At 41.2% G+C, this 22,753-nt stretch carries 17 protein-coding genes, 3 tRNA genes and 3 rRNA genes; 14 read left to right on the forward strand and 9 right to left on the reverse strand.

Annotated elements, in window-relative coordinates:
- From SKA34_RS13130 to SKA34_RS13155, 6 genes are all read left to right on the forward strand, one after another.
- A 16S ribosomal RNA gene (locus tag SKA34_RS13130) occupies positions 1 to 834 on the forward strand; the annotation flags it as partial.
- Positions 835 to 905: 71 nt separating this feature from the next.
- A tRNA-Ile gene (locus SKA34_RS13135) sits at positions 906 to 982 on the forward strand.
- A 44-nt stretch (positions 983 to 1,026) separates the two neighbouring features.
- Positions 1,027 to 1,102: transfer RNA gene (locus tag SKA34_RS13140), tRNA-Ala, on the forward strand.
- Between the two features lie 276 nt (positions 1,103 to 1,378).
- Positions 1,379 to 4,270, forward strand: a 23S ribosomal RNA gene (locus SKA34_RS13145).
- Positions 4,271 to 4,388: 118 nt separating this feature from the next.
- Positions 4,389 to 4,504: ribosomal RNA gene (rrf, locus tag SKA34_RS13150) — 5S ribosomal RNA — on the forward strand.
- A 65-nt stretch (positions 4,505 to 4,569) separates the two neighbouring features.
- Positions 4,570 to 4,646 (forward strand) — tRNA-Asp (locus SKA34_RS13155).
- A gap of 206 nt (positions 4,647 to 4,852) precedes the next feature.
- Here SKA34_RS13155 and SKA34_RS13160 read toward each other — a convergent pair.
- Positions 4,853 to 5,710, reverse strand: coding sequence for a TIGR03899 family protein (locus SKA34_RS13160; RefSeq protein WP_006646028.1), 858 nt, complete (start codon positions 5,708 to 5,710; stop codon positions 4,853 to 4,855).
- Positions 5,711 to 6,005: 295 nt separating this feature from the next.
- Positions 6,006 to 6,557: a YtfJ family protein gene (locus tag SKA34_RS13165; RefSeq protein WP_006646029.1), complete on the reverse strand. Its 552-nt coding sequence runs from the start codon at positions 6,555 to 6,557 to the stop codon at positions 6,006 to 6,008.
- 214 nt (positions 6,558 to 6,771) lie between these two features.
- Here SKA34_RS13165 and SKA34_RS13170 point away from each other — a divergent pair, with 214 nt between their 5' ends.
- The 3 genes from SKA34_RS13170 to SKA34_RS13180 all read left to right on the forward strand — a co-directional run bounded on the left by SKA34_RS13170 (position 6,772) and on the right by SKA34_RS13180 (position 13,057).
- On the forward strand, positions 6,772 to 6,981 hold the full coding sequence (locus tag SKA34_RS13170; protein WP_006646030.1) for a DUF1107 domain-containing protein: 210 nt from the start codon (positions 6,772 to 6,774) through the stop codon (positions 6,979 to 6,981).
- Positions 6,982 to 7,553: 572 nt separating this feature from the next.
- Complete coding sequence (locus SKA34_RS13175; protein ID WP_006646031.1) at positions 7,554 to 9,305, forward strand: autotransporter assembly complex family protein; 1,752 nt, start codon at positions 7,554 to 7,556, stop codon at positions 9,303 to 9,305.
- A complete protein-coding gene (locus tag SKA34_RS13180) occupies positions 9,302 to 13,057 on the forward strand; it encodes a translocation/assembly module TamB domain-containing protein (protein ID WP_006646032.1) in 3,756 nt (1,251 codons plus the stop codon). The genes SKA34_RS13175 and SKA34_RS13180 overlap by 4 nt, the downstream gene beginning before the upstream one ends.
- Before the next feature lie 69 nt (positions 13,058 to 13,126).
- On the opposite strand, the gene SKA34_RS13185 is transcribed toward SKA34_RS13180, so the two are convergent.
- The 3 genes from SKA34_RS13185 to fbp form a co-directional block, all read right to left on the reverse strand.
- The gene (locus tag SKA34_RS13185) at positions 13,127 to 13,489 is read right to left on the reverse strand and encodes a rhodanese-like domain-containing protein (protein ID WP_006646033.1); all 363 of its coding nucleotides are present in this window, start codon (positions 13,487 to 13,489) and stop codon (positions 13,127 to 13,129) included.
- A 43-nt stretch (positions 13,490 to 13,532) separates the two neighbouring features.
- Positions 13,533 to 14,063 (reverse strand): inorganic diphosphatase, encoded by a 531-nt coding sequence (ppa, locus tag SKA34_RS13190; protein WP_005369923.1) that lies wholly within the window; start codon positions 14,061 to 14,063, stop codon positions 13,533 to 13,535.
- 132 nt (positions 14,064 to 14,195) lie between these two features.
- On the reverse strand, positions 14,196 to 15,209 hold the full coding sequence (gene fbp / locus SKA34_RS13195; protein WP_006646034.1) for a class 1 fructose-bisphosphatase: 1,014 nt from the start codon (positions 15,207 to 15,209) through the stop codon (positions 14,196 to 14,198).
- 199 nt (positions 15,210 to 15,408) lie between these two features.
- Here fbp and mpl point away from each other — a divergent pair, with 199 nt between their 5' ends.
- Together mpl and SKA34_RS13205 are read left to right on the forward strand one after the other, a co-directional pair.
- Positions 15,409 to 16,761, forward strand: a complete 1,353-nt coding sequence (mpl, locus tag SKA34_RS13200; protein WP_039860666.1) for a UDP-N-acetylmuramate:L-alanyl-gamma-D-glutamyl-meso-diaminopimelate ligase — start codon at positions 15,409 to 15,411, stop codon at positions 16,759 to 16,761.
- A gap of 12 nt (positions 16,762 to 16,773) precedes the next feature.
- Positions 16,774 to 17,391 (forward strand): flavin prenyltransferase UbiX, encoded by a 618-nt coding sequence (locus tag SKA34_RS13205; protein WP_006646036.1) that lies wholly within the window; start codon positions 16,774 to 16,776, stop codon positions 17,389 to 17,391.
- 39 nt (positions 17,392 to 17,430) lie between these two features.
- Here SKA34_RS13205 and SKA34_RS13210 read toward each other — a convergent pair whose 3' ends face one another.
- Both SKA34_RS13210 and argR read right to left on the reverse strand, forming a co-directional pair.
- Positions 17,431 to 18,414, reverse strand: a complete 984-nt coding sequence (locus SKA34_RS13210) for a TAXI family TRAP transporter solute-binding subunit (RefSeq protein WP_006646037.1) — start codon at positions 18,412 to 18,414, stop codon at positions 17,431 to 17,433.
- Between the two features lie 259 nt (positions 18,415 to 18,673).
- Positions 18,674 to 19,144, reverse strand: a complete 471-nt coding sequence (gene argR, locus SKA34_RS13215; protein ID WP_006646038.1) for a transcriptional regulator ArgR — start codon at positions 19,142 to 19,144, stop codon at positions 18,674 to 18,676.
- A gap of 394 nt (positions 19,145 to 19,538) precedes the next feature.
- Here argR and mdh point away from each other — a divergent pair, with 394 nt between their 5' ends.
- Positions 19,539 to 20,477 (forward strand): malate dehydrogenase, encoded by a 939-nt coding sequence (mdh, locus tag SKA34_RS13220; protein ID WP_006646039.1) that lies wholly within the window; start codon positions 19,539 to 19,541, stop codon positions 20,475 to 20,477.
- A 71-nt stretch (positions 20,478 to 20,548) separates the two neighbouring features.
- Here the strand turns inward: mdh and SKA34_RS13225 are convergent, their stop codons facing one another.
- A complete protein-coding gene (locus SKA34_RS13225) occupies positions 20,549 to 20,740 on the reverse strand; it encodes a hypothetical protein (protein ID WP_006646040.1) in 192 nt (63 codons plus the stop codon).
- A gap of 128 nt (positions 20,741 to 20,868) precedes the next feature.
- The gene (gene ispB / locus SKA34_RS13230) at positions 20,869 to 21,840 is read right to left on the reverse strand and encodes an octaprenyl diphosphate synthase (protein WP_006646041.1); all 972 of its coding nucleotides are present in this window, start codon (positions 21,838 to 21,840) and stop codon (positions 20,869 to 20,871) included.
- Between the two features lie 278 nt (positions 21,841 to 22,118).
- On the opposite strand from ispB, the gene rplU reads away from it, so the two are divergent.
- Together rplU and rpmA are read left to right on the forward strand one after the other, a co-directional pair.
- A complete protein-coding gene (rplU, locus tag SKA34_RS13235) occupies positions 22,119 to 22,430 on the forward strand; it encodes a 50S ribosomal protein L21 (protein WP_005369904.1) in 312 nt (103 codons plus the stop codon).
- 18 nt (positions 22,431 to 22,448) lie between these two features.
- A complete protein-coding gene (gene rpmA, locus SKA34_RS13240; RefSeq protein WP_005369901.1) occupies positions 22,449 to 22,706 on the forward strand; it encodes a 50S ribosomal protein L27 in 258 nt (85 codons plus the stop codon).
- The last annotated feature ends 47 nt before the right edge of the window (positions 22,707 to 22,753 follow it).

Raw genomic sequence — 22,753 nt, forward strand, 5'->3', positions numbered from 1 at the left:
GAAGGAATACCGGTGGCGAAGGCGGCCCCCTGGACAGATACTGACACTCAGATGCGAAAGCGTGGGGAGCAAACAGGATTAGATACCCTGGTAGTCCACGCCGTAAACGATGTCTACTTGGAGGTTGTGGCCTTGAGCCGTGGCTTTCGGAGCTAACGCGTTAAGTAGACCGCCTGGGGAGTACGGTCGCAAGATTAAAACTCAAATGAATTGACGGGGGCCCGCACAAGCGGTGGAGCATGTGGTTTAATTCGATGCAACGCGAAGAACCTTACCTACTCTTGACATCCAGAGAACTTTCCAGAGATGGATTGGTGCCTTCGGGAACTCTGAGACAGGTGCTGCATGGCTGTCGTCAGCTCGTGTTGTGAAATGTTGGGTTAAGTCCCGCAACGAGCGCAACCCTTATCCTTGTTTGCCAGCACATAATGGTGGGAACTCCAGGGAGACTGCCGGTGATAAACCGGAGGAAGGTGGGGACGACGTCAAGTCATCATGGCCCTTACGAGTAGGGCTACACACGTGCTACAATGGCGTATACAGAGGGCTGCCAACTAGCGATAGTGAGCGAATCCCAGAAAGTACGTCGTAGTCCGGATTGGAGTCTGCAACTCGACTCCATGAAGTCGGAATCGCTAGTAATCGTGAATCAGAATGTCACGGTGAATACGTTCCCGGGCCTTGTACACACCGCCCGTCACACCATGGGAGTGGGCTGCACCAGAAGTAGATAGCTTAACCTTCGGGAGGGCGTTTACCACGGTGTGGTTCATGACTGGGGTGAAGTCGTAACAAGGTAGCCCTAGGGGAACCTGGGGCTGGATCACCTCCTTACCTAAAGACTTACTGTTTAATGCAGTGTCCACACAGATTGCTTGGTTAAAATGTAGAACGTAAAAAGACTTGGGTCTGTAGCTCAGGTGGTTAGAGCGCACCCCTGATAAGGGTGAGGTCGGTGGTTCAAGTCCACTCAGACCCACCACTTTCTCTCCCAGAGAAGGTGGTGGTTTAGTCTTTTATATCGTTGGGGTTATAGCTCAGCTGGGAGAGCGCCTGCCTTGCACGCAGGAGGTCTGCGGTTCGATCCCGCATAGCTCCACCACTCTTTAAACGCATTTGAATAAAGTGTCTTTAAAAAGTGGTTATCTAACGATGATTACATGTTCTTTAACAATCTGGAAAGCTGACTAGTAAATTCAATCAATAGATTGATTTTAAAAAATGTTTTTATCTTCGGATAAAAACGAGTTCTCAAACAATACACATTCAAGTGTCTTGTATCGAGTCCGGCGAAAAACCAACGTTTAATACTTTTTTGATCGAAGTGTTGAACACAAACCTTGGTTGTTTGAACATACGAAACCTCTTGGGGTTGTATGGTTAAGTGACTAAGCGTACACGGTGGATGCCTTGGCAGTCAGAGGCGATGAAGGACGTATTAACTTGCGATAAGCCCAGAGAAGGTAGTAAAAACCGGTGACTCTGGGATTTCCGAATGGGGAAACCCACGTGCATAAGCACGTATCGTGTTGTGAATACATAGCAGCACGAGGCGAACCGGGGGAACTGAAACATCTAAGTACCCCGAGGAAGAGAAATCAACCGAGATTCCGGTAGTAGCGGCGAGCGAAACCGGATTAGCCCTTAAGCTAGTTCTGCGTTAGGTGAAAGTTCTGGAAAGTTCTGCGATACAGGGTGATAGCCCCGTAACCGACAACGCATTATCAGTGAAAACGAGTAGGACGGGACACGTGATATCCTGTTTGAATATGGGGGGACCATCCTCCAAGGCTAAATACTCCTGACTGACCGATAGTGAACCAGTACCGTGAGGGAAAGGCGAAAAGAACCCCTGTGAGGGGAGTGAAATAGAACCTGAAACCGTGTACGTACAAGCAGTAGGAGCATACTTGTTAGGTGACTGCGTACCTTTTGTATAATGGGTCAGCGACTTAATTTTAGTAGCAAGGTTAACCGTTTAGGGGAGCCGTAGGGAAACCGAGTCTTAACTGGGCGTCATAGTTGCTAGGATTAGACCCGAAACCGAGTGATCTAGCCATGGGCAGGTTGAAGGTGAGGTAACACTTACTGGAGGACCGAACCGACTAATGTTGAAAAATTAGCGGATGACTTGTGGCTAGGGGTGAAAGGCCAATCAAACTCGGAGATAGCTGGTTCTCCCCGAAAGCTATTTAGGTAGCGCCTCGGACGAATACTACTGGGGGTAGAGCACTGTTAAGGCTAGGGGGTCATCCCGACTTACCAACCCTTTGCAAACTCCGAATACCAGTAAGTACTATCCGGGAGACACACGGCGGGTGCTAACGTCCGTCGTGAAGAGGGAAACAACCCAGACCGCCAGCTAAGGTCCCAAAGTTATAGCTAAGTGGGAAACGATGTGGGAAGGCTCAGACAGCCAGGATGTTGGCTTAGAAGCAGCCATCATTTAAAGAAAGCGTAATAGCTCACTGGTCGAGTCGGCCTGCGCGGAAGATTTAACGGGGCTAAGCTATACACCGAAGCTGCGGCAATGAAGTTTTACTTCATTGGGTAGGGGAGCGTTCTGTAAGCCGTTGAAGGTGAATCGTAAGGTTTGCTGGAGGTATCAGAAGTGCGAATGCTGACATGAGTAACGATAAAGGGAGTGAAAAACTCCCTCGCCGGAAGATCAAGGGTTCCTGTCCAACGTTAATCGGGGCAGGGTAAGTCGACCCCTAAGGCGAGGCCGAAAGGCGTAGTCGATGGGAAACGGGTTAATATTCCCGTACTTCTTATAATTGCGATGGAGGGACGGAGAAGGCTAGGTGAGCCTGGCGACGGTTGTCCAGGTCCAAGTATGTAGGCTGATGGTTTAGGCAAATCCGGACCATCTTAAGGCTGAGATACGATGTCGAGACACTACGGTGTTGAAGTCATTGATGCCATGCTTCCGGGAAAAGCTTCTAAGCTTCAGATTATAAGAAATCGTACCCCAAACCGACACAGGTGATCAGGTAGAGAATACCAAGGCGCTTGAGAGAACTCGGGTGAAGGAACTAGGCAAAATGGTACCGTAACTTCGGGAGAAGGTACGCTCCTAGCGGTGATGAGACTTGCTCTCTAAGCTGCCGGGAGTCGCAGATACCAGGTGGCTGCAACTGTTTATTAAAAACACAGCACTGTGCAAAATCGAAAGATGACGTATACGGTGTGACGCCTGCCCGGTGCCGGAAGGTTAATTGATGGGGTTAGACTTCGGTCGAAGCTCTTGATCGAAGCCCCGGTAAACGGCGGCCGTAACTATAACGGTCCTAAGGTAGCGAAATTCCTTGTCGGGTAAGTTCCGACCTGCACGAATGGCGTAATGATGGCCACGCTGTCTCCACCCGAGACTCAGTGAAATTGAAATCGCAGTGAAGATGCTGCGTCCCCGCGGCTAGACGGAAAGACCCCGTGAACCTTTACTATAGCTTGGCACTGAACATTGACCCTACATGTGTAGGATAGGTGGGAGACGTTGAAGCAACCGCGCCAGTGGTTGTGGAGTCAATCTTGAAATACCACCCTTGTATGCTTGATGTTCTAACGTTGGCCCCTTATCGGGGTTACGGACAGTGCCTGGTGGGTAGTTTGACTGGGGCGGTCTCCTCCCAAAGAGTAACGGAGGAGCACGAAGGTGGGCTAATCACGGTCGGACATCGTGAGGTTAGTGCAATGGCATAAGCCCGCTTGACTGCGAGAATGACAATTCGAGCAGGTGCGAAAGCAGGTCATAGTGATCCGGTGGTTCTGAATGGAAGGGCCATCGCTCAACGGATAAAAGGTACTCCGGGGATAACAGGCTGATACCGCCCAAGAGTTCATATCGACGGCGGTGTTTGGCACCTCGATGTCGGCTCATCACATCCTGGGGCTGAAGTCGGTCCCAAGGGTATGGCTGTTCGCCATTTAAAGTGGTACGCGAGCTGGGTTTAGAACGTCGTGAGACAGTTCGGTCCCTATCTGCCGTGGGCGTTGGATGATTGAGAGGGGCTGCTCCTAGTACGAGAGGACCGGAGTGGACGAACCGCTGGTGTTCGGGTTGTGTCGCCAGACGCATTGCCCGGTAGCTAAGTTCGGAATCGATAACCGCTGAAAGCATCTAAGCGGGAAGCGAGCCTCAAGATGAGTCATCCCTAGACCTTTAAGGTCTCTAAAGGGTTGTTGAAGACTACAACGTTGATAGGTCAGGTGTGTAAGTGCTGCGAGGCATTGAGCTAACTGATACTAATTGCCCGTGAGGCTTAACCATACAACACCCAAGGGGTTTTTATACGGACTCCAAGTACACTTGAACGTGTAGAGAACAACTAGTTAGATTTTCCCAGATTGCTATTTATTGTCGATGACAATAAATAAAACAGAATTTGCTTGGCGACCATAGCGTTATGGACCCACCTGATCCCATGCCGAACTCAGTAGTGAAACGTAATAGCGCCGATGGTAGTGTGGGGTCTCCCCATGTGAGAGTAGGACATCGCCAGGCTTTAAATTTAAGATATTCGTTTTGAACTACGAATATCGGATAAAACGAAAGTTTTATTTCCGTGTGGAGCGGTAGTTCAGTTGGTTAGAATACCGGCCTGTCACGCCGGGGGTCGCGGGTTCGAGTCCCGTCCGCTCCGCCATTTTATTAAAGAAACCTGAATCGAAAGATTCAGGTTTTTTTTCGTCTGTACAAATAAGCATTACAGCGTAGTAAGTTTGGTGAGTAAGGCGCTTTATCGGGAAGCTTAGCATCTTGTTATGTCGGAGTTCGTAAATTAGAGTCCCGCCTGCTTTAACATTTATAAAAAAGTTGAGTCAAAAATTCAGGTTGTGTATTTGGAATAAATCAGTTTTGGTGGGCTACTGTAAAATATCTTAAAAGCACTTCATTAAGTTGCTCTTTATATTCATCATTAGTTTGTGACCCAATTAGTTGGGCTAATTCCTGTCCTATTGGAGATAAACGATAATAGGTAAAAGACGTCCTTTTTTTGATTGGAGATAAGCTGTAAGACTCTGTATGGTAGTTGAAATTGAGCTTATCAGTATAAGTTATTAGGTTTGTTTCTAGCTCAGTGCTTAGTAGTAGCCCAAGTTCAGTTAAAATTAAAATAGATGAATAAGGTAAATGGTATTGGTTATAATCAATATGTGTTTGGTGGCTTCTATGAAAACTAAAGCTGCTTGTTCGCTGTTTGATACTTGTGAGAAGTTTTTTATGTTTATCATTACCAATGCAACAGGTAAGAGTAAGCACTTTTTGAAATAGAGTTGCTTCTCGATGTGTCATTGATAAAAGTATTTTTAAAGTGCGAAGAGAGACTGAGCCTGGTTGAATGATCTCTTGTTTTAGAATTTTTGCCCACAGTTTTTGCATTGATGGAGTATGAATTTGTTGAGCCATTTCTATAAATCTCACTAACCAATCAGGATCAGGATCTCTAGCTGTTTCATCATTACATTGGTTATAGGCTCGTTTTATGATCTGCTCTAAATTCGATTGTTGTTGTTGTTGTTGTTTTTGAAGACGAATTTGTAATCTTTCATTTAAAGTTCTCTCTTGAGTATTATTAATTTCCCCATCGATAGTATATTTTTCGGCAATGCTTTTTATTTTGTGTTTACTGTCGGTTAATGTATTTAACACTCCAAGCGCTCGACTATTTACTATTGGCTTATCTATGCTCTCTGCTTTATGGTTCATACTTTTTCATTCCCTTAACCAATGCTTCACCCGTTTTTGCTATCTTGATCTCATGATTAGGAACGAACACAATGAAATGTTATCTTTGTGTTAAATTAAAGTAAGTAATGATTACGGAGCATCCCATGAAAAAATTGAATCGATATATTACTGATCTTATTTTAGTCATTGGTTATTCAACGATCGTGAGTTACTTGCTTTGGTTTTTTAGTAAATAGTATATCGACTAGAGCTATCGTTTCTTTATTACTTTGGAAAAGTTTTAGCCACCCTAAGATAGGTGACTAAAGTATCATTATAAATTTTTATTCACTAAACCGATCACTTCTTTAATCTCACTAGGTGTCAGTTTGCCTTCTTTTGTGAATATGACTTTACCCGCCTTATTAACTACAAATACGGCAGAGCTTTCCTCTTTTAGATCCCATGTTTTTTGAACAATTCCATTGCTGTCAAGCACTATTGATGACCATGGGTATTCACGTTTACTGTCTTCTGTTGCTGATTTTACAAAGCCACCCGTACCCCAAATTGCGTCATTTTGGTTAATGATAGTGGTTGTTTGATATTTATTTTCCGGAAATTTTGCGGCAGAAATGGCTGCAACAAGTGGTGCGTTTAGCTCTTTGGCTGAACTGCGTCCAGCAATAGCAAATACTATACGCATTTTTCCTGTTAGTTTTGTACTTCTCCATGATTGGTAACTAATAGTTTTATCTTTTAAAACAAGCTCACCTTTATTGGTAACAGTAACACCAGGTAATGAATCTCCTGATTTGATGTTGGTAGCAAAACTGATTGAAGGGGCTAAAGCTGCAAGTAGGATAAAGGTTGCCTTTAATTTCATGTGTTACCTCTTTTTTGTTTGATTTGTGATTATGATAGTTAATCTTCTTTGATCTGGTAGTACCAGAATTCAATATTTGAGCTCTAAGTCGATCATTATTGTTACAAAGTTCGTATTTATTGGAAAATGGCAAGTTGTTTGCATTAAGTTTTGACGTGATGAAACAAAGTCATCGATTTGCAGTCTATACCTGTAACTGTTAAGTGAGGACAACATGCTTAGAATCTTTAAAATTTACCGACCAAACCAAGTGGCTCGTTATGTAAAAAGCTATTTTCGAGGTCGTATTTTCATTATGGGTGTAGGTGGCTTCGAATTTGATAGTGGACGACTATTACCACCTAAATCTGGTGATCTAAAAGCATTAAATGTATTAACTGAGGTGAATAAAGAGATTCAAATGCTATCAGGCATGGTCGTGTAATCACTACAAACTAGGGGCTTTATCCCAAATAATCATCGTTTATGGGATACGAGTAAGATGTATGTATAACTTTGATCCTGTTTTCTGTTAACTTTATCCTACCATATGACAATACAGATCTACCCTTCCAATATCATGTATTTAATTACAGAGTTGTATTGAATTTTTTTCTCAAAAGAAGTTATTAATTGTTCTACAGTTGTTTAGTTACTTAAAGTGGTTTGAATCGTTTTAAGTACTAAGTTTACTTCGTGATTATTCTTAATAATTCCAACTGATTATGATTCTGACAATGTAGTTATAGATAGGACTTTGCGTGTAATTTAATGCTTTTATTAAAGTGGTTGCATTGTATAGTGTTGAGCTGTTGTTTACCTTAAGTTCAATGACTTTTGGTTACTTTTTTTTAGATTCATTTTGTTAATATTTATAAATAGGTAGCTGAAAATGGATCAAAATTCTATTCGGTTCAATATTCATAAGTTTTCAGGTGACAAAAGTTGGAAGTTACTTATAGCTTTGTCAAAATGGGTTCGTAATTAATTCTAAATTTCGCAAAGAAGCACAATAGAATGAATAAAGTTTTTAAATGGTTGGGTGTGACATCATTTGCTTTGGTGCTATCGAGTCCGGTTATGGCGTCTTCATTGAAGATTAAAGGCTTAGAGGGAAAAGTAGAAGATAATGTCGATGCTTATCTTTCTGCATTATCAAAGGATGATTACAGCGCGACATTGCGCTTTAAAGATCAGGTATTAAATGAAATTAGCGACGCGCTACAGGCATTGGGTTATTTCCAGCCAAAGTTTGATTATCAAGTCTCGGGTAGTGGCTCTAAAACTAATATAGTGGTTACTGTTGAACAAGGTCCACGAGCGCATATTAGTAAAAGTAATCTAATTGTTACTGGTGATGCTAAAAATGATCCTGCTTTTATGTCACTAGTAAAAAGTAGTGGTTTAGGGCTAGGTGAACCGCTAAATCAAGGAAAGTATGAGGCTTTTAAATCATCATTAATGAGTTTAGCACTTCGACGTGGTTATTTTGATGCTGAATTAACGAAAAGTACATTAGAAGTGGTACCCAGTCGTAACGAAGTATTTATCAATATTAATTTTGATTCAGGTCGTCGTTATACCTTTGGTGAAACGACTTTTCAGGGAAGCCAAATTGATGATAACCGCTTACGGTCAATGATCCCCTATACGGAAGATGAACCTTACCTTGCTTCAAAGCTTGGAGAGTACAATGAGCGTTTGTCTAACGTTGGTTGGTTTTCCTCCATTTTTGTTGGTGGAGATGTAAAAGAGCGTAAAGATGATGCGATCCCAATTCATGTCGTTGTTTCACCACAAGTTAAAAATCAATTTGAAACGGGTATTGGTTTTTCGACTGATACTGGCCCTCGTTTGAAGTTCAATTGGAAAAAACCTTGGATTACGAGTAAAGGTCATAGCTTTAACTTGAAATCAGAAATATCGAAAGACGAGCCAAAAGTTGAAGCGGTTTATAAGATCCCACTAGATGATGTGTTGAATGATTACTATCAAGTTGTCGGTGGCATTCGTTATGTCGATACGCACGATACGATAAGTACGCAATTTGGTCTCGGGGTTGAGCGTCACTGGCGTTTAGATTCGGGATGGAATCGTACTATTGCACTTCGTTGGTTGACGGAGAAATATGAACAAGGTGGGATGGAAAAAGGTGTTTTCAATGTTTTGATGCCAGGATTGTCATACAGTAAAAGCAGTATGGTTGGGGGAATATTCCCGACCAGTGGGAGTAAATATAATTTTTCTGTTGATCTTGCTAATGAAAATGTTGGATCAAATACTACTTTCGCTCGAGTACAAGCAAAAAATGCTTGGATTCGTAGTTTCGGTGAAAATCAGCGTGGTATTTTCCGTTTAGATGGCGGCGCCATTATTAGTGATGGCATTCAAAATGTCCCACCTTCGTTACGTTATTTTATTGGTGGTGATAATAGCCTTCGAGGTTATGGTTATCAGTCTATCTCTCCTCGTAATAGCCAAGGCAAAATGGAAGGCGGTCGTTATATGGCAACTTCTAGCATTGAATATCAACACCGCGTTTATGGTGATTGGTGGGGGGCTGTATTCTATGATTATGGTTCTGCTTGGAATACTACACCTGATTGGAAGCGTGGCGTTGGAGTCGGTGTTCGATGGGTTTCACCTGTAGGTCCTATTCGCCTTGATTTTGCTTGGGGCATAGATAAGAACAAGAGCAATAATGATCGTTTCCTTAAACTGAGCAAAGATGAATTTCAGCTCCACTTTACTTTAGGTCCTGAATTATGATTTGGGTTAAGCGTATAGCACTTGGCGTATTAGCCTTATTATTATTATTAGTTATTGCTGTAGCTGCACTACTTTATACTCCTGCTGGTATTAAAGTTGCTGCATGGGGAGCGCAAAAAGCGCTTCCAGCCTTGTCGATTGGTGAATCGCAAGGTGCTTTGCTTGATGGTTTTGAATTTAAGAATGTCCGTTATAACGACGGTAATATAGATCTTGCTGTTAATAAGCTGAATTTAACATTAAATGATAGTTGTCTATTAACACCTGAGGTTTGTGTCTCTGATTTAGGGGTACAAGGTGTGAAGTTTTCAATGCCAGAACTTCCTCCTACATCGAATAAGCCTGAACAGCCTTCCGAATCTGTAACTGAAATCTCAATGCCATTACCTATTCATATTGAGAAGATAACGCTTGATGATATCGATTTAGATATTTTGGCGAATAAAGTCCGCTGGAAGCATTTCTCTACAGCAGCAGATTTACAAGGCAGTCATGTCACCTTAAAGCCAACGGATTGGGAAGGGATTTATTTAGCATTAGCGCCATCTAAAGCGGGTGATAAAAAGCCAGTAACAGCGTCTAAATCAACGAAAAAAGCTGAAGCAATAAAACTGCCTGATGTTGTGCTACCGATGTCGTTTGATATTGAGCGCTTTACGGTAAAAGACTTTGAGTTAGCTGGCGAAACGCCACAAAAGGTCTCGTTATTAGAGCTGATTGCGAATGCTAAAGATAGTGATATCAAGATTGATAAGTTGCAGGTGAATGCGCCTCAAGCATCTTTAACCGCGAAAGCGGATGTGACGTTAACGGGAGATTACCCACTCACATTAGATGCGAATGCAAAGATATCGATGAAGCCTGTTGAAGGACATCAGTTACATTTAAAAGCATCAGGATCATTAGCGAAATTGGTACTTGATGCAACGTTAAAAGGTAAATTAGATGCGTTAATTAAAGGTAAATTATCGCCATTAGATCCGAATCTTCCTTTTGATTTAGTGGTATCAAGTAAGCACTTACAATGGCCTATTGATAAAAAAGCAGAATTTACTGTTGCCAATACTGACATAAATGCCAAAGGTAGCTTAAAGGACTTTACGTTTAATGCCAAAAGCAACGTAAATGGTACGCCAATGCCAAACGTGAAATTAAATTTGAAAGGTAAAGGTAATCTTGATTCGGTGAACTTATCGGTACTGAATGTAGATACCTTAGGCGGCTCTATTACAGGTAATGCAAAAGCAAGTTGGAAAGATCTTGTTAAATGGCAAGGCCAGCTTGCTTTTGCCAATATCCAGCCAGGTAAACAATGGCCAGAAGCGGAAGGCAACCTAAGCGGTAAGTTAAATACATCTGGTGGCTTAACTGCAAAAGGTGGCTGGTTTATTAAATTGCCAGAGCTTGCTGTTAATGGCTCCATCATGAAACAGCCTCTTGACCTTCATGGTCAGCTTGATGCTTCTGATCTTACGGGTAAAGGTAAAGATCTTAAGTTTAAAACACAGGGTTTGACGTTAAAGCATGGTCCTAATGGTTTAGTCGCTAAAGGTGAATTAGACAAGACGTGGAATATTGTTGCTGATATTAAAGCGCCAGATTTATCTAAATCATTAGCAGACTTACATGGTCGTGTTAATGGAGAGGTGAAGTTATCAGGCAAGATGGCTGAACCAGATGTAAAACTTGACCTTGAAGGTGATGCGCTTGGTTGGCAAAAAGTAGCAAGTCTTGCGTCTTTTAAATTGAAAGGTAGCGTAACGCCATTACCTGCATTAAAAGCTGATATTAGTTTAAATGCTAAAAAAGGGAAATTTGATACTGTTACGTTAGATGATATGGATGTGTTATTTAAAGGTACAGAACAAGATCATCGTTTAACAGTAAAAATAAAAGGAGAGCCGGTAGGCACTGAGTTACTTCTAACGGGTAAATTAGATCGTAAGACAGGCTGGCAAGGTATATTGCAAAAAGGTGACTTTACGACCCCTGTTGGTGAGTGGGTACTAAACCATCCAACACCTATCCGTTATGATCTGAAAACCGCAATGGCAACAGTCGGTGCACACTGTTGGCAGCAAGGTAAAGCTGGAATTTGTTTAACTCAAGATCTTACTGCTGGTACATCGGGTAATGCTCAGTTAGCAATAAAGCGTTTCAATTTTGATTTGTTGAAATCATTTATTCCTAAGCAGATGAACGTTAATGGTGAGCTTGGTGCGAATGTTGTCGCTAAATGGGCGCCGAAGAGTGCACCTTATGTGAAAGCCCAGGTTTTGATGCCAAGCGGTAGTTTTACTCAACAAGTGGATACCGACGATACGCCATTAACGTTAGGCTGGGATAAAGTTACTGTCAATGCTGAGATGGAAAATGATGTTCTAAATGCTAATTGGTTAGTGGCGGTTAAAAATAATGGTGATTTATCCGGTAATGCTAAAGTCACTGATCTACAAGGTGATAAGCGCATTAATGCTAATGTGAAATTAGATCGTTTTACGCTTGCATTCTTAGAGCCTGTTATTAAGGACTACCATCAGTTTGGTGGTCAAGTTGATACTAACTTGAAAATAACGGGTCCAATCATGCACCCCGCGGTGAATGGTTTATTACAAGTCACGAAGCTAGAAGCAAGAGGGCGTAAAGTACCATTAGATGTTCAGAACGCTGATATTAAATTAGCCTTTACGGGTTATAACGCAACGTTAATGGGGAATATTTATACACCTGATGGACAATTGCTATTACGTGGTACTGGTGACTGGCAAGATATGGCAGCGTGGAAAACGGAATTAAATATTAATGGTAAAGAGTTGCAAGTGAGCATGCCTCCGATGGTTTCTCTTAAGGTATCTCCAGATCTCACTATTAAAGCAACACCTCAATCTGCAGACATTATCGGTAAAGTAGGTATTCCATGGGGACGTATTAAGGTTAACCAATTACCTAAGTCAGCAATTGCGGTTTCTAAAGATCAGGTGATCCTAAAAGATAACTTAGAGCCTGTTATACCTAAGAAGTCTGTACCGTTTGATATCACAACTAATATCATGCTGCATGTCGGTGATGACGTTAAATTGTCTGCATTTGGTCTTAAAGCTAGCTTGTTAGGCGATCTTAATGTTCGACAGGAAGGTAAAGGACCAATGATTTATGGTGAAGTGAATATTGCCAAAGGATCCTCTTACCGATCATTGGGTCAAGAATTACTTATTCGTAAAGGACAGATCTTATTTAATGGTCCACCTGATCAGCCATACCTATCTATTGAGGCGATCCGTGATCCTGATAATATCGAAGATGATGTTATTGCGGGAGTTAAAGTCACTGGTTCCGCTGATAAACCTGAAGTGAGTATTTTCTCTGATCCTGCCATGCCACAACAAAATGCATTGTCATATATCTTAACGGGTCATAACCTTGATAGTGATAATGAGGGTGGTTCGAGTAATGCGATGACGACGGCTCTGATAGGCATGGGCTTAGCACAAAGTGGCCAATTAGTTGGTGATGTGGGTGAAGCCGTTGGTATCAAGGATCTCAGCTTATCAACAGCCGGGGCTGGCGATGACTCACAAGTAACTGTAAGCGGTTATATTGCACCGGGTCTTCAGGTGAAATATGGTGTGGGTTTATTTAATGACGTCGATGAATTTACTGTACGTTATCAATTAATGAAGAATTTATATGTCGAAGCAGTGAATGGTCTCGATCAGGCCGTGGACTTGCTTTACCAATTTGAATTCAATTAATCATTAGTGATGCTATCTAATAAAAAACCCAATGCTTGCATTGGGTTTTTTTATATTTGTAACATGAGATTAGTCCTTCGGTTTCGTCTGGAGGAGTAGTTGGTAACTCATACCGTTAAATGTGTTTTTATAGCCAAGGGAATATAACTCAGCTTCTGCTATTTCAGCACGTCTGCCTGAGCGGCAGTAGAGTAATATCGGTTTGGATTGGTCTATCAAATATTTTGAAATTGAAGCGATCTGTTCAAACGGAATATTAACAGCATATGGAATATGTCCTACGGCAAATTCATCGGCTGTTCTTACGTCAACGATGATAGAATTATGTGCTTGCGCTAATTGCCAAAATTCATTTGAGCTAATATTTTTAGCAAAAGATATAGCGGTAAATAAAGTTAAAAATACCGCGAGTAAACCACGTTTATTTTTCATTATATTTTACCGCTATTAATAAGTAATAAGTGTTATTAGCTAATTACTTTTTTTGAGCGCGTTCAAAGGAAGTTAGAATTTCAGCTTTTGCTGCTTCTGCATTATCCCATCCTTCAACTTTTACCCACTTGTTTGGTTCAAGCTCTTTGTAGCGCTCGAAGAAGTGAGTGATTTGTGCTTTAAGTAATTCAGGTAGATCATTTACATCTTGGATGTGATCATATTCTTTACTTAGTTTACTGTGAGGTACGGCAACGATTTTTGCATCTTCACCAGACTCATCAGTCATCTTCAATACGCCAACAGGACGACAGCGGATCACTGCGCCCGGAACGAGTGGATGTGGCGTAGGTACGAGTACATCAACCGGATCACCGTCAAGCGATAGCGTGTGGTTAACGTAACCATAGTTACACGGATAAAACATTGGGCTAGACATAAAACGGTCAACAAAAATCGCACCAGTGTCTTTGTCTACTTCGTATTTAATCGGATCTGCGTTTGCAGGGATTTCAATAACAACGTAAATATCTTCTGGGATATCCTTGCCAGCAGGGACCTGATTAAGGCTCATGACTAATTCCTTCTAAGGTTAATGAAATGTTGTTGTTTGTTGAAATTATAATGAATGTAAACAAAAACAAAAGCAAATCATCGTCGTTGATGTATTGCACCTTTAAATGCGCGACATGTATCGAGTTAACACTTAGTTTTCTGGATAGTCGCGTAATAGACTTTCGACTTTTTCGACCATATTGGTTGAACCAACAAAAAATGGTACGCGCTGGTGTAGCTCTGTTGGCTCAATATCAAGTATACGTTGAAAACCATCCGTTGCTTTACCGCCGGCCTGCTCGATAATAAATGCCATTGGGTTACATTCATAAAGAAGGCGTAGTTTTCCGTTAGGGTAACTGGCAGTACTTGGGTAGAGGTAAATGCCACCTTTTAATAAATTACGATGAAAGTCAGCGACTAAGGAGCCTATATAGCGTGATGTGTAAGGCCTTTTTTCTTCAGGTACGGCTTCTTGGCAATATTTAATGTATTGCTTTACACCGGTAGGAAAACGAATGTAATTACCTTCGTTAATTGAGTAAATGACGCCATCTTGCGGAATGGTCATATTTTCATGTGAGAGACAAAAGCTACCTAATGAGGGATCATAGGTAAAACCATGAACACCATTGCCTGTGGTATAAACAAGCATTGTGGATGAACCATAAATGACATATCCAGCAGCAACTTGCTGGTTACCGGTTTGTAGAAAATCTTCTTTTGTAGGAGGAGAGCCTACAGGAGAAACGCGACGATAAATGGAAAATATCGTTCCCACAGAGACGTTTACATCAATATTAGATGAACCATCGAGAGGGTCCATTAAAACAACGTATTTTGCATTCAAATTTAATGGTTTATCAAATCCAACCGCTTCATCTTCTTCTTCACTCGCAATACCACAGACTTGATCTCTTGCTTCAAGAGCGGCTTTAAATTTATCGTTGGCATAGACATCGAGCTTTTGTTGCTCTTCGCCTTGGATGTTGTTCTCGCCGACAGTACCTGTAATATCGACTAATCCTGCTTTGTTAATTTCTCGGTTGACGATTTTAGCTGCGAGTTTGATTGACCCTAATAGGGATGAAAGCTCGCCACTTGCATGAGGAAAGTCACTCTGTTTCTCGACAATGAATTCACCAAGCGTTCTAATATCAGTCATAAACAATCCTTTCATCATGTTGTCATATAATCGGGTGAAGAGAGTAGAATATAGCACTTGATAAACTCATCTGTGGATGAGATGAAGTGCTAACTCATGTTTTTTGTTATATAAGAAATTGTATATAAAGATCTTTTTTATGGTAACGAAGTAACGCTAAAGCGTGAAACTAACCGAATTAATCACGGAGCCAGCAGCAATGCATATTCATATTTTAGGTGTTTGCGGTACATTCATGGGCGGTGCTGCAATGCTTGCAAGGCAGTTAGGCCATAAAGTCACTGGCTCTGACGCCAATGTGTATCCACCGATGAGTACCATGTTAGAAGCACAAGGTATTAAAATTATCCAAGGGTATGATCCAAAACAACTAGATCCAGCCCCTGATCTCGTGGTGATTGGTAATGCAATGAGCCGTGGTAACCCTTGTGTTGAGTATGTCCTTAACAGCAATCTACGTTACACCTCAGGCCCACAATGGCTACAAGAGTATTTATTACATGATCGTTGGGTAATGGCGGTATCGGGTACACACGGTAAAACAACAACAGCAAGCATGTTGGCGTGGATTTTGGAAGATTGTGGTTATCAGCCGGGTTTTTTAGTCGGTGGTGTGCTGGGGAACTTCGGTATTTCAGCGCGTTTAGGGGAAAGCATGTTCTTCGTGGTTGAAGCTGATGAATATGACAGTGCTTTTTTTGATAAGCGTTCGAAGTTCGTACATTACCACCCTAGAACCTTGATCATGAATAATTTGGAATTTGATCATGCTGATATTTTCGATGATCTTAAAGCTATCCAACGTCAGTTCCATCATCTCGTACGTACAGTGCCTGGTAATGGTCGTATTTTAGCGCCAAAAGGTGTGAAAAATATTGATGAAACGCTAGAGATGGGCTGCTGGAGTGAATTGGAATATATTGGCGGTGATGGACACTGGCGAGCTGAAAAGCACCATGCCGATGGCAGCGTATTTGATGTGTATTTAGATAGCGATATTGTAGGTACGGTGCATTGGCCTTTAGTGGGCGATCACAATGTTAATAATGCCTTAATGGCAATCGGTGCGGCACGCCATGTTGGGGTTACACCAGATCTTGCATGTGAAGCCTTAGCTAAATTTATTAATACTAAGCGTCGTCTAGAGCTTAAAGGCGAAGTCAATGGTGTAACGGTTTATGATGATTTTGCTCATCATCCAACTGCTATTGAGCTAACGTTAGGCGGGTTGCGTGCAAAGGTGAACCAATCGCGTATTTTAGCCGTATTAGAACCGCGTTCTAACACCATGAAGTTAGGGGTACATAAAGATGATCTTGCGCCTTCTTTGCATGCTGCAGATCAAGTTTTTTTCTTCCAACCGCCAAATATTCCATGGTCAGTAGAAGAGATTGCCGAGCAATGTTCACAGCCTGCTTATTGCAGTGCGGATTTAGATGATTTGGTCAATAACATTACAAGCAAAGCACAACCTGGCGATACCATTTTAGTGATGAGTAACGGTGGTTTTGGTGGTATTCATGATAAGTTATTGGCAGCACTAGCTAAATAATAGGAAAACGTAATGACAGATAAACGTATAACGCTAGCATGGACAGGCGCATCGGGTGCACCTTACGGACTACGTTTATTAGAATGTTTATTGGCAGCTGACTACCAGGTGTTTTTGTTGATTTCATCCGCGGCACGTGTGGTTTTAGCGACAGAGCATGGTTTGAAACTATCAGCATCGCCTGATAAAGCACGAGAGCAATTAGCAGCTCACCTACAGGGTAATGCTGATAAATTAACTGTTTGTGGTAAAGATGATTGGTTTTCTCCTGTCGCGTCTGGCTCTGCAGCACCGAAGCAAATGGTTGTTTGCCCATGTTCGGCTGGCTCTTTAGCTTCTATTGCTTATGGCATGTCAGATAATTTGATTGAGCGTGCTGCTGATGTAGTGATTAAAGAACGTGGTCAATTGGTACTGGTGGTACGTGAAACACCATTTTCGACTATACATTTAGAAAATATGCTCAAACTTTCTCAGCTTGGGGTGACTATCATGCCTGCCGCACCTGGTTTTTATCATCAACCACAATCGATTGATGATTTAATTGATTTTATGGTCGCAAGAATCTTGGATCATTTAGGTGTTAAGCAAGGTTTAGTCCCTCGATGGGGATATGATCAGCGCACATAATGTTAAATATTTAAGCCCGTAATTAATCTTACGGGCTTTTTAATATTGCTCATTAGGGGGCAGAAATCCAGCTTCTTGATAATAACGAATAGCGCCTGGATGGAAAGGAATCGATAACCCGTTTTGGAGCATGCCTACCTTAGTTAAATTGGCAAAAGCAGGGTGAAGCCTTTTAAAAGTATCAAAATTACTAAAAATTGATTTTGTTAATGCATAAACGGTTTCTTCAGAGACATCTGTACTTGAAATTAATGTTGCTGACACGCCAAAGCTTTCAGTCGTATCTTTAATCCCTTTATAAAAACTGTGCGGAGTTATTGATTTGGTATAAAAAGGATGATCTGCAATGATCTTTTCGATATTTGTCCCCGTGGTCGGAATTAATTTAGCATTACAATAGACTGCGGCTTCTTTTATTGCCCCGTTAGGGTGACCAACAAGATAAATATAAGCATCAATTTCGTTATTACATAATGCTTCTGAGCGTTCCGCGGCAGGGATCGAGATTAGCTTAAAATCAGAATGCGTCCAACCAAGGCTATCCATAACAATTTCCATTGTCGCTCGATCGCCTGATCCTGATTCACCAATATTGATCCGTTTTCCTTTAAGATCATCAAGACGATTTATTCCTGAATCTTCACGAACAATAATATTAAAAGGTTCATCATGCATTGAAAAGATAGCTCTCATTTTGCTGTAAGGACCTTGATCTTTAAACTGGCTAGTGCCGTTATAGCCATGAAATTGCCAATCAGATTGAACAACACTAAATTCAAATTCTTTATCTTTGAGTTTATTGATGTTGTAGATAGAGCCTGTTGTTGATTCAACCAAACAACGTAAATTATGTTGCAGTCGTCCTTGATTTACTAATTTACAAATAGCACCGCCGGCAGGGTAATAAACACCATTGATAGGTCCTGTACCTATTGTGATAAAACGTTGAGCGTATGCTATCGATGCGATGAAATAACAACTTAAACTAAATAGCCCAAGCACCATTTTTTTATTTAATGTCATGAATGAATCCTTTCTAATCATGATGGCTAATGGATACGAATGTGTGCGTATTAAAGAATATTTTTGCTATTTATTATAACAAATGTCGATGGTCTGAGGTTTTTTTGACTGTGCTCCACCACTCAAATTAAGCAATAAGCATAATGAAAAGAGACAAACTTGAGTAAGTAATAATAGTTAGAGGTAGGGGATAAAGTAGGGGAAGAGCCGGGTCTATTTGATATGTCACTCAATGATGAAAATAAATAGACCCCATATATTACTTGCTGTAATCAAATAGCTCACAAACAGAATCGTAAAGCTCTTCTGTAGTAACGCTGCTAGTTGGTGTAATGAAGATCGTATCATCACCTGCAACTACGCCAAGGATACCCTCGGCTTTACCTAAAGAATCTAATAAGCGAGCAATCACTTGCGCAGCACCAGGACCTGTGTGAATAACAACAAGTGCGCTGTTATAGCCAACATCCATGACAAGATCTTTTAATGGACTGCTTGTTGTGGGTACACCGAGTTCAACAGGTAAACAATACACCATTTCCATTTTTGCATTGCGTGTACGTACTGCGCCGAATTTCGTCAGCATACGAGAAACTTTAGACTGGTTGATATTATCGAAACCTTGCGCTTTCAATGTATCAACAATCTCACCTTGAGAACTGAATTTTTCTTCTTTTAGAATTAGTTTAAACGCTTTTACTAAGCGTTCTTGTTTATCTGAATTTCGCATAAATAAATATTATCTACAGAGATGAGGTGAGGTATTTTTGCATAACCTATCACTAAGTAGCAAACAAACTGCATGAAATCTGATTTTTGTATTATCAGGTGTTAATGAACAGCATAAGGTAAGTAATAATCTTTGTCTTTGTTTTAATTAGAGAACATCATTTCTTAACTGCTTAAATTCTCACATTTTTGCATTAAAGTTGTTTTTGTTGTGACAAGATCGAATCACAAAAAGGGGGTTTCTGCGCAACTTCGCAAAGCGTGAGGCTGAAGATTGTATTTGTTATCAGCTTGCTATAACGTCCCTTTATTATTCTTATCTTATACAATGAAAATTGGCGTAAGTAAGATGTATTAATAAAAAAAATATACTTCTATCGTAAAGGAGAACGAACATGAAAGTTGCTGTAATTGGCGCTGCTGGTGGTATAGGTCAAGCTCTTGCTCTGCTATTAAAAAACCATCTTCCAGCAGGTTCAGATCTTGCTCTATATGATATTGCACCAGTAACACCTGGTGTTGCAGCCGATCTTAGTCATATCCCGACCCCTGTAACTATTAAAGGTTATGCAGGTGAAGATCCTACTCCAGCATTAGAAGGCGCTGACGTAGTCCTTATTTCTGCAGGTGTAGCGCGAAAACCGGGTATGGATCGCGCTGATCTTTTCAATGTAAATGCTGGTATTGTTAAATCACTAGCAGAGAAAATTGCTGTAGTATGCCCTGATGCTTGTGTTGGTATTATTACCAATCCTGTGAACACAACAGTGCCTATTGCTGCTGATGTACTTAAAAAAGCAGGTGTATACAATAAGCGTAAGCTGTTCGGTATTACAACACTTGATGTTATCCGCTCTGAGACGTTTGTTGCTGAATTAAAAGATAAATCGCCTTGTGATATTAGTGTTCCAGTAATTGGTGGTCACTCAGGAGTGACTATTTTACCATTGCTATCACAAGTTGAAGGCGTTGAGTTTACAGATGAAGAAGTAAAAGCGTTAACACCACGTATTCAAAATGCAGGTACAGAAGTTGTTGAAGCAAAAGCGGGTGGTGGTTCAGCAACCTTGTCTATGGGCCAAGCTGCATGTCGTTTCGGTTTAGCGCTAGTACGTGCATTACAAGGTGAGCAAGGTGTTGTTGAATGTGCTTACGTTGAAGGTGATGGTCAACATGCACGTTTCTTCGCTCAGCCTGTATTATTAGGTAAAGATGGTATTGAAGAAGTAATGGATTACGGTTCATTAAGTGACTTTGAGCAATCAGCGATGGAAAGTATGTTAGATACGCTTAAAGGCGATATTACTTTAGGCGAAGAGTTCGCTGCAAAGTAACCAGCTTAAAAGAGTAGGATAAGAAAAAGCGGCGATTAAGCCGCTTTTTTATTGTTTGCGAGAAATCTTTTTTAATAGTAACGATCACAGCCTGTGTGAAGTTGTGGTTGATCAATGATCTCGTTGCATTCAATGGAACGAAGTTGATGATCGTTTTTATGTTCAATGATCACTGCGTTGTTTTGTTGATCAATGCCGATCACTTTTCCCACGCCATGTAATGACTCTACCCACATACCAATCTTTAATTGGGTTATCTCCATTATTCACTCCTACTTATTACCAGCAAAAGAAATAAACTAATATCAATTATAGATCATCGAGACTATCTGATTTTTAGATATAAAAAAACCTGATAAAATAGCAGGTTCTATGATAGTTAACCGAAGGCTTATTTATTACGCTGTACAGCCATGTGAGCTAGTGCAACTAAGGCTTCTTTGTACTGAGAATCTGCAATAGGTGCTAAAGCTGCAATGGCTTTCTCTGCTTCTTCTTCTGCACGTTGTTGAGTGTACTCTAGTGAGCCATGCTCGTGCATAGCAGCTAAAATAGCATCAAGCTTTTCCATCCCATTTGCTTTTTCAATAGCTTCGCGAATCATGGTTGATTGCTCTGCATTACCATGATTCATAGCATGGAGCAATGGTAAGGTTGGTTTACCTTCTGCTAAATCGTCACCGACGTTTTTCCCCATTTCTTTACCATCTGCGATGTAATCTAATACATCGTCGATAAGTTGGAATGCAGTGCCTAAATAACGACCGTATTCTTGAAGTGCTAACTCAATTTCAGCTGGTGCTTGGGCAATAATGGCTGCGATTTGAGTTGAAGCTTCAAACAAGCGTGCTGTTTTTGAATAGATAACTTGCATGTAGCTATCTTCGGTGGTGTTAGGATCATTACAATTCATTAATTGTAGAACTTCACCTTCAGCGATCACATTGGTTGCTTCACTCATGATGTCGAGGATCTTTAACGATCGTAGGCTTGTCATCATTTGAAATGAACGTGTGTAAATGTAGTCACCGACTAAAACACTGGCTGCATTACCAAACGCTGCGTTAGCCGTTTCTTTACCGCGACGCATATTTGATTCATCGACAACATCATCGTGCAATAATGTTGCTGTATGAATAAATTCAATAAAAGCAGCAGCTGTAGTGTGTTTATCACCGTCATAACCCAAAGCTCGTGCTGCTAAAACAGCCAGCATTGGGCGTAGACGCTTGCCACCACTACTAACAATGTAGAAACCTAGTTGATTGATAAGCACAACCTCTGAGTTAAGTTGTGCTTGTATCTTCGCGTCGACCTCGGCCATATCGTTGGCGGTGAGCGCTTGGATAGCTTTGAAATCCATTAATACATCCAGCAAGATTGTTGGCCACGTAGGGCGGAAAAGTGATTCGAATGGTTTATCGAATCTTACACTAAAATAGTTCTATCGTCATAACCCCAACGTGCGCTATTTCAAAGACTTTTTTTGTTGAACAGCTTTTCATCAATTTTATTTCCATAATGGCTTGCCAGAATAACTCTTTTCGCGTAACATTCGCGCCCTATTGATGACAAGATTAAGCGCATACCCATTGCCTTTTTTATGCGGCAAATGGCCTATGCGGACAAGCGGAGTAAGACATGTACGCTGTTTTCCAAAGTGGTGGTAAACAACACCGTGTAAGCGAAGGCCAAACCTTACGCTTAGAAAAACTAGACGCTGAAACTGGCGCTAGCATTGAATTTGACTCAGTACTTTTAGTAGCTAACGGCGAAGAAGTATCTGTAGGCGCACCTTTTGTGGCTGGCGGTAAAGTAACTGCTGAAGTTGTTACTCACGGTCGTGGCGATAAAGTTAAAATCGTTAAGTTCCGTCGTCGTAAGCACTCTCGTAAGCAAATGGGCCACCGTCAGTGGTTCACTGAAGTCAAAATTACTGGCATCAGCGCTTAATAACAGGAGAATTTAAAGATGGCACACAAAAAAGCTGGCGGTTCTACTAATAACGGTCGCGATTCAGAAAGCAAACGCCTAGGTGTTAAGCGTTTTGGTGGCGAATCAGTTCTAGCAGGTAACATTATCGTTCGTCAACGTGGTACTAAGTTCCACGCAGGCAACAATGTTGGCCTAGGTAAAGACCACACTCTATTTGCTCTATCTGATGGTAAAGTGAAGTTCGAAGTTAAAGGTCCTAAGAACCGTAAATTCGTATCTATCGAAGCTGAATAATATTCAACTTTGACACGAAGATTAAAGCCCTGCCTATTGGCGGGGCT

The organism is Photobacterium sp. SKA34, from assembly GCF_000153325.1.
Taxonomy (GTDB): Bacteria; Pseudomonadota; Gammaproteobacteria; order Enterobacterales; family Vibrionaceae; genus Photobacterium.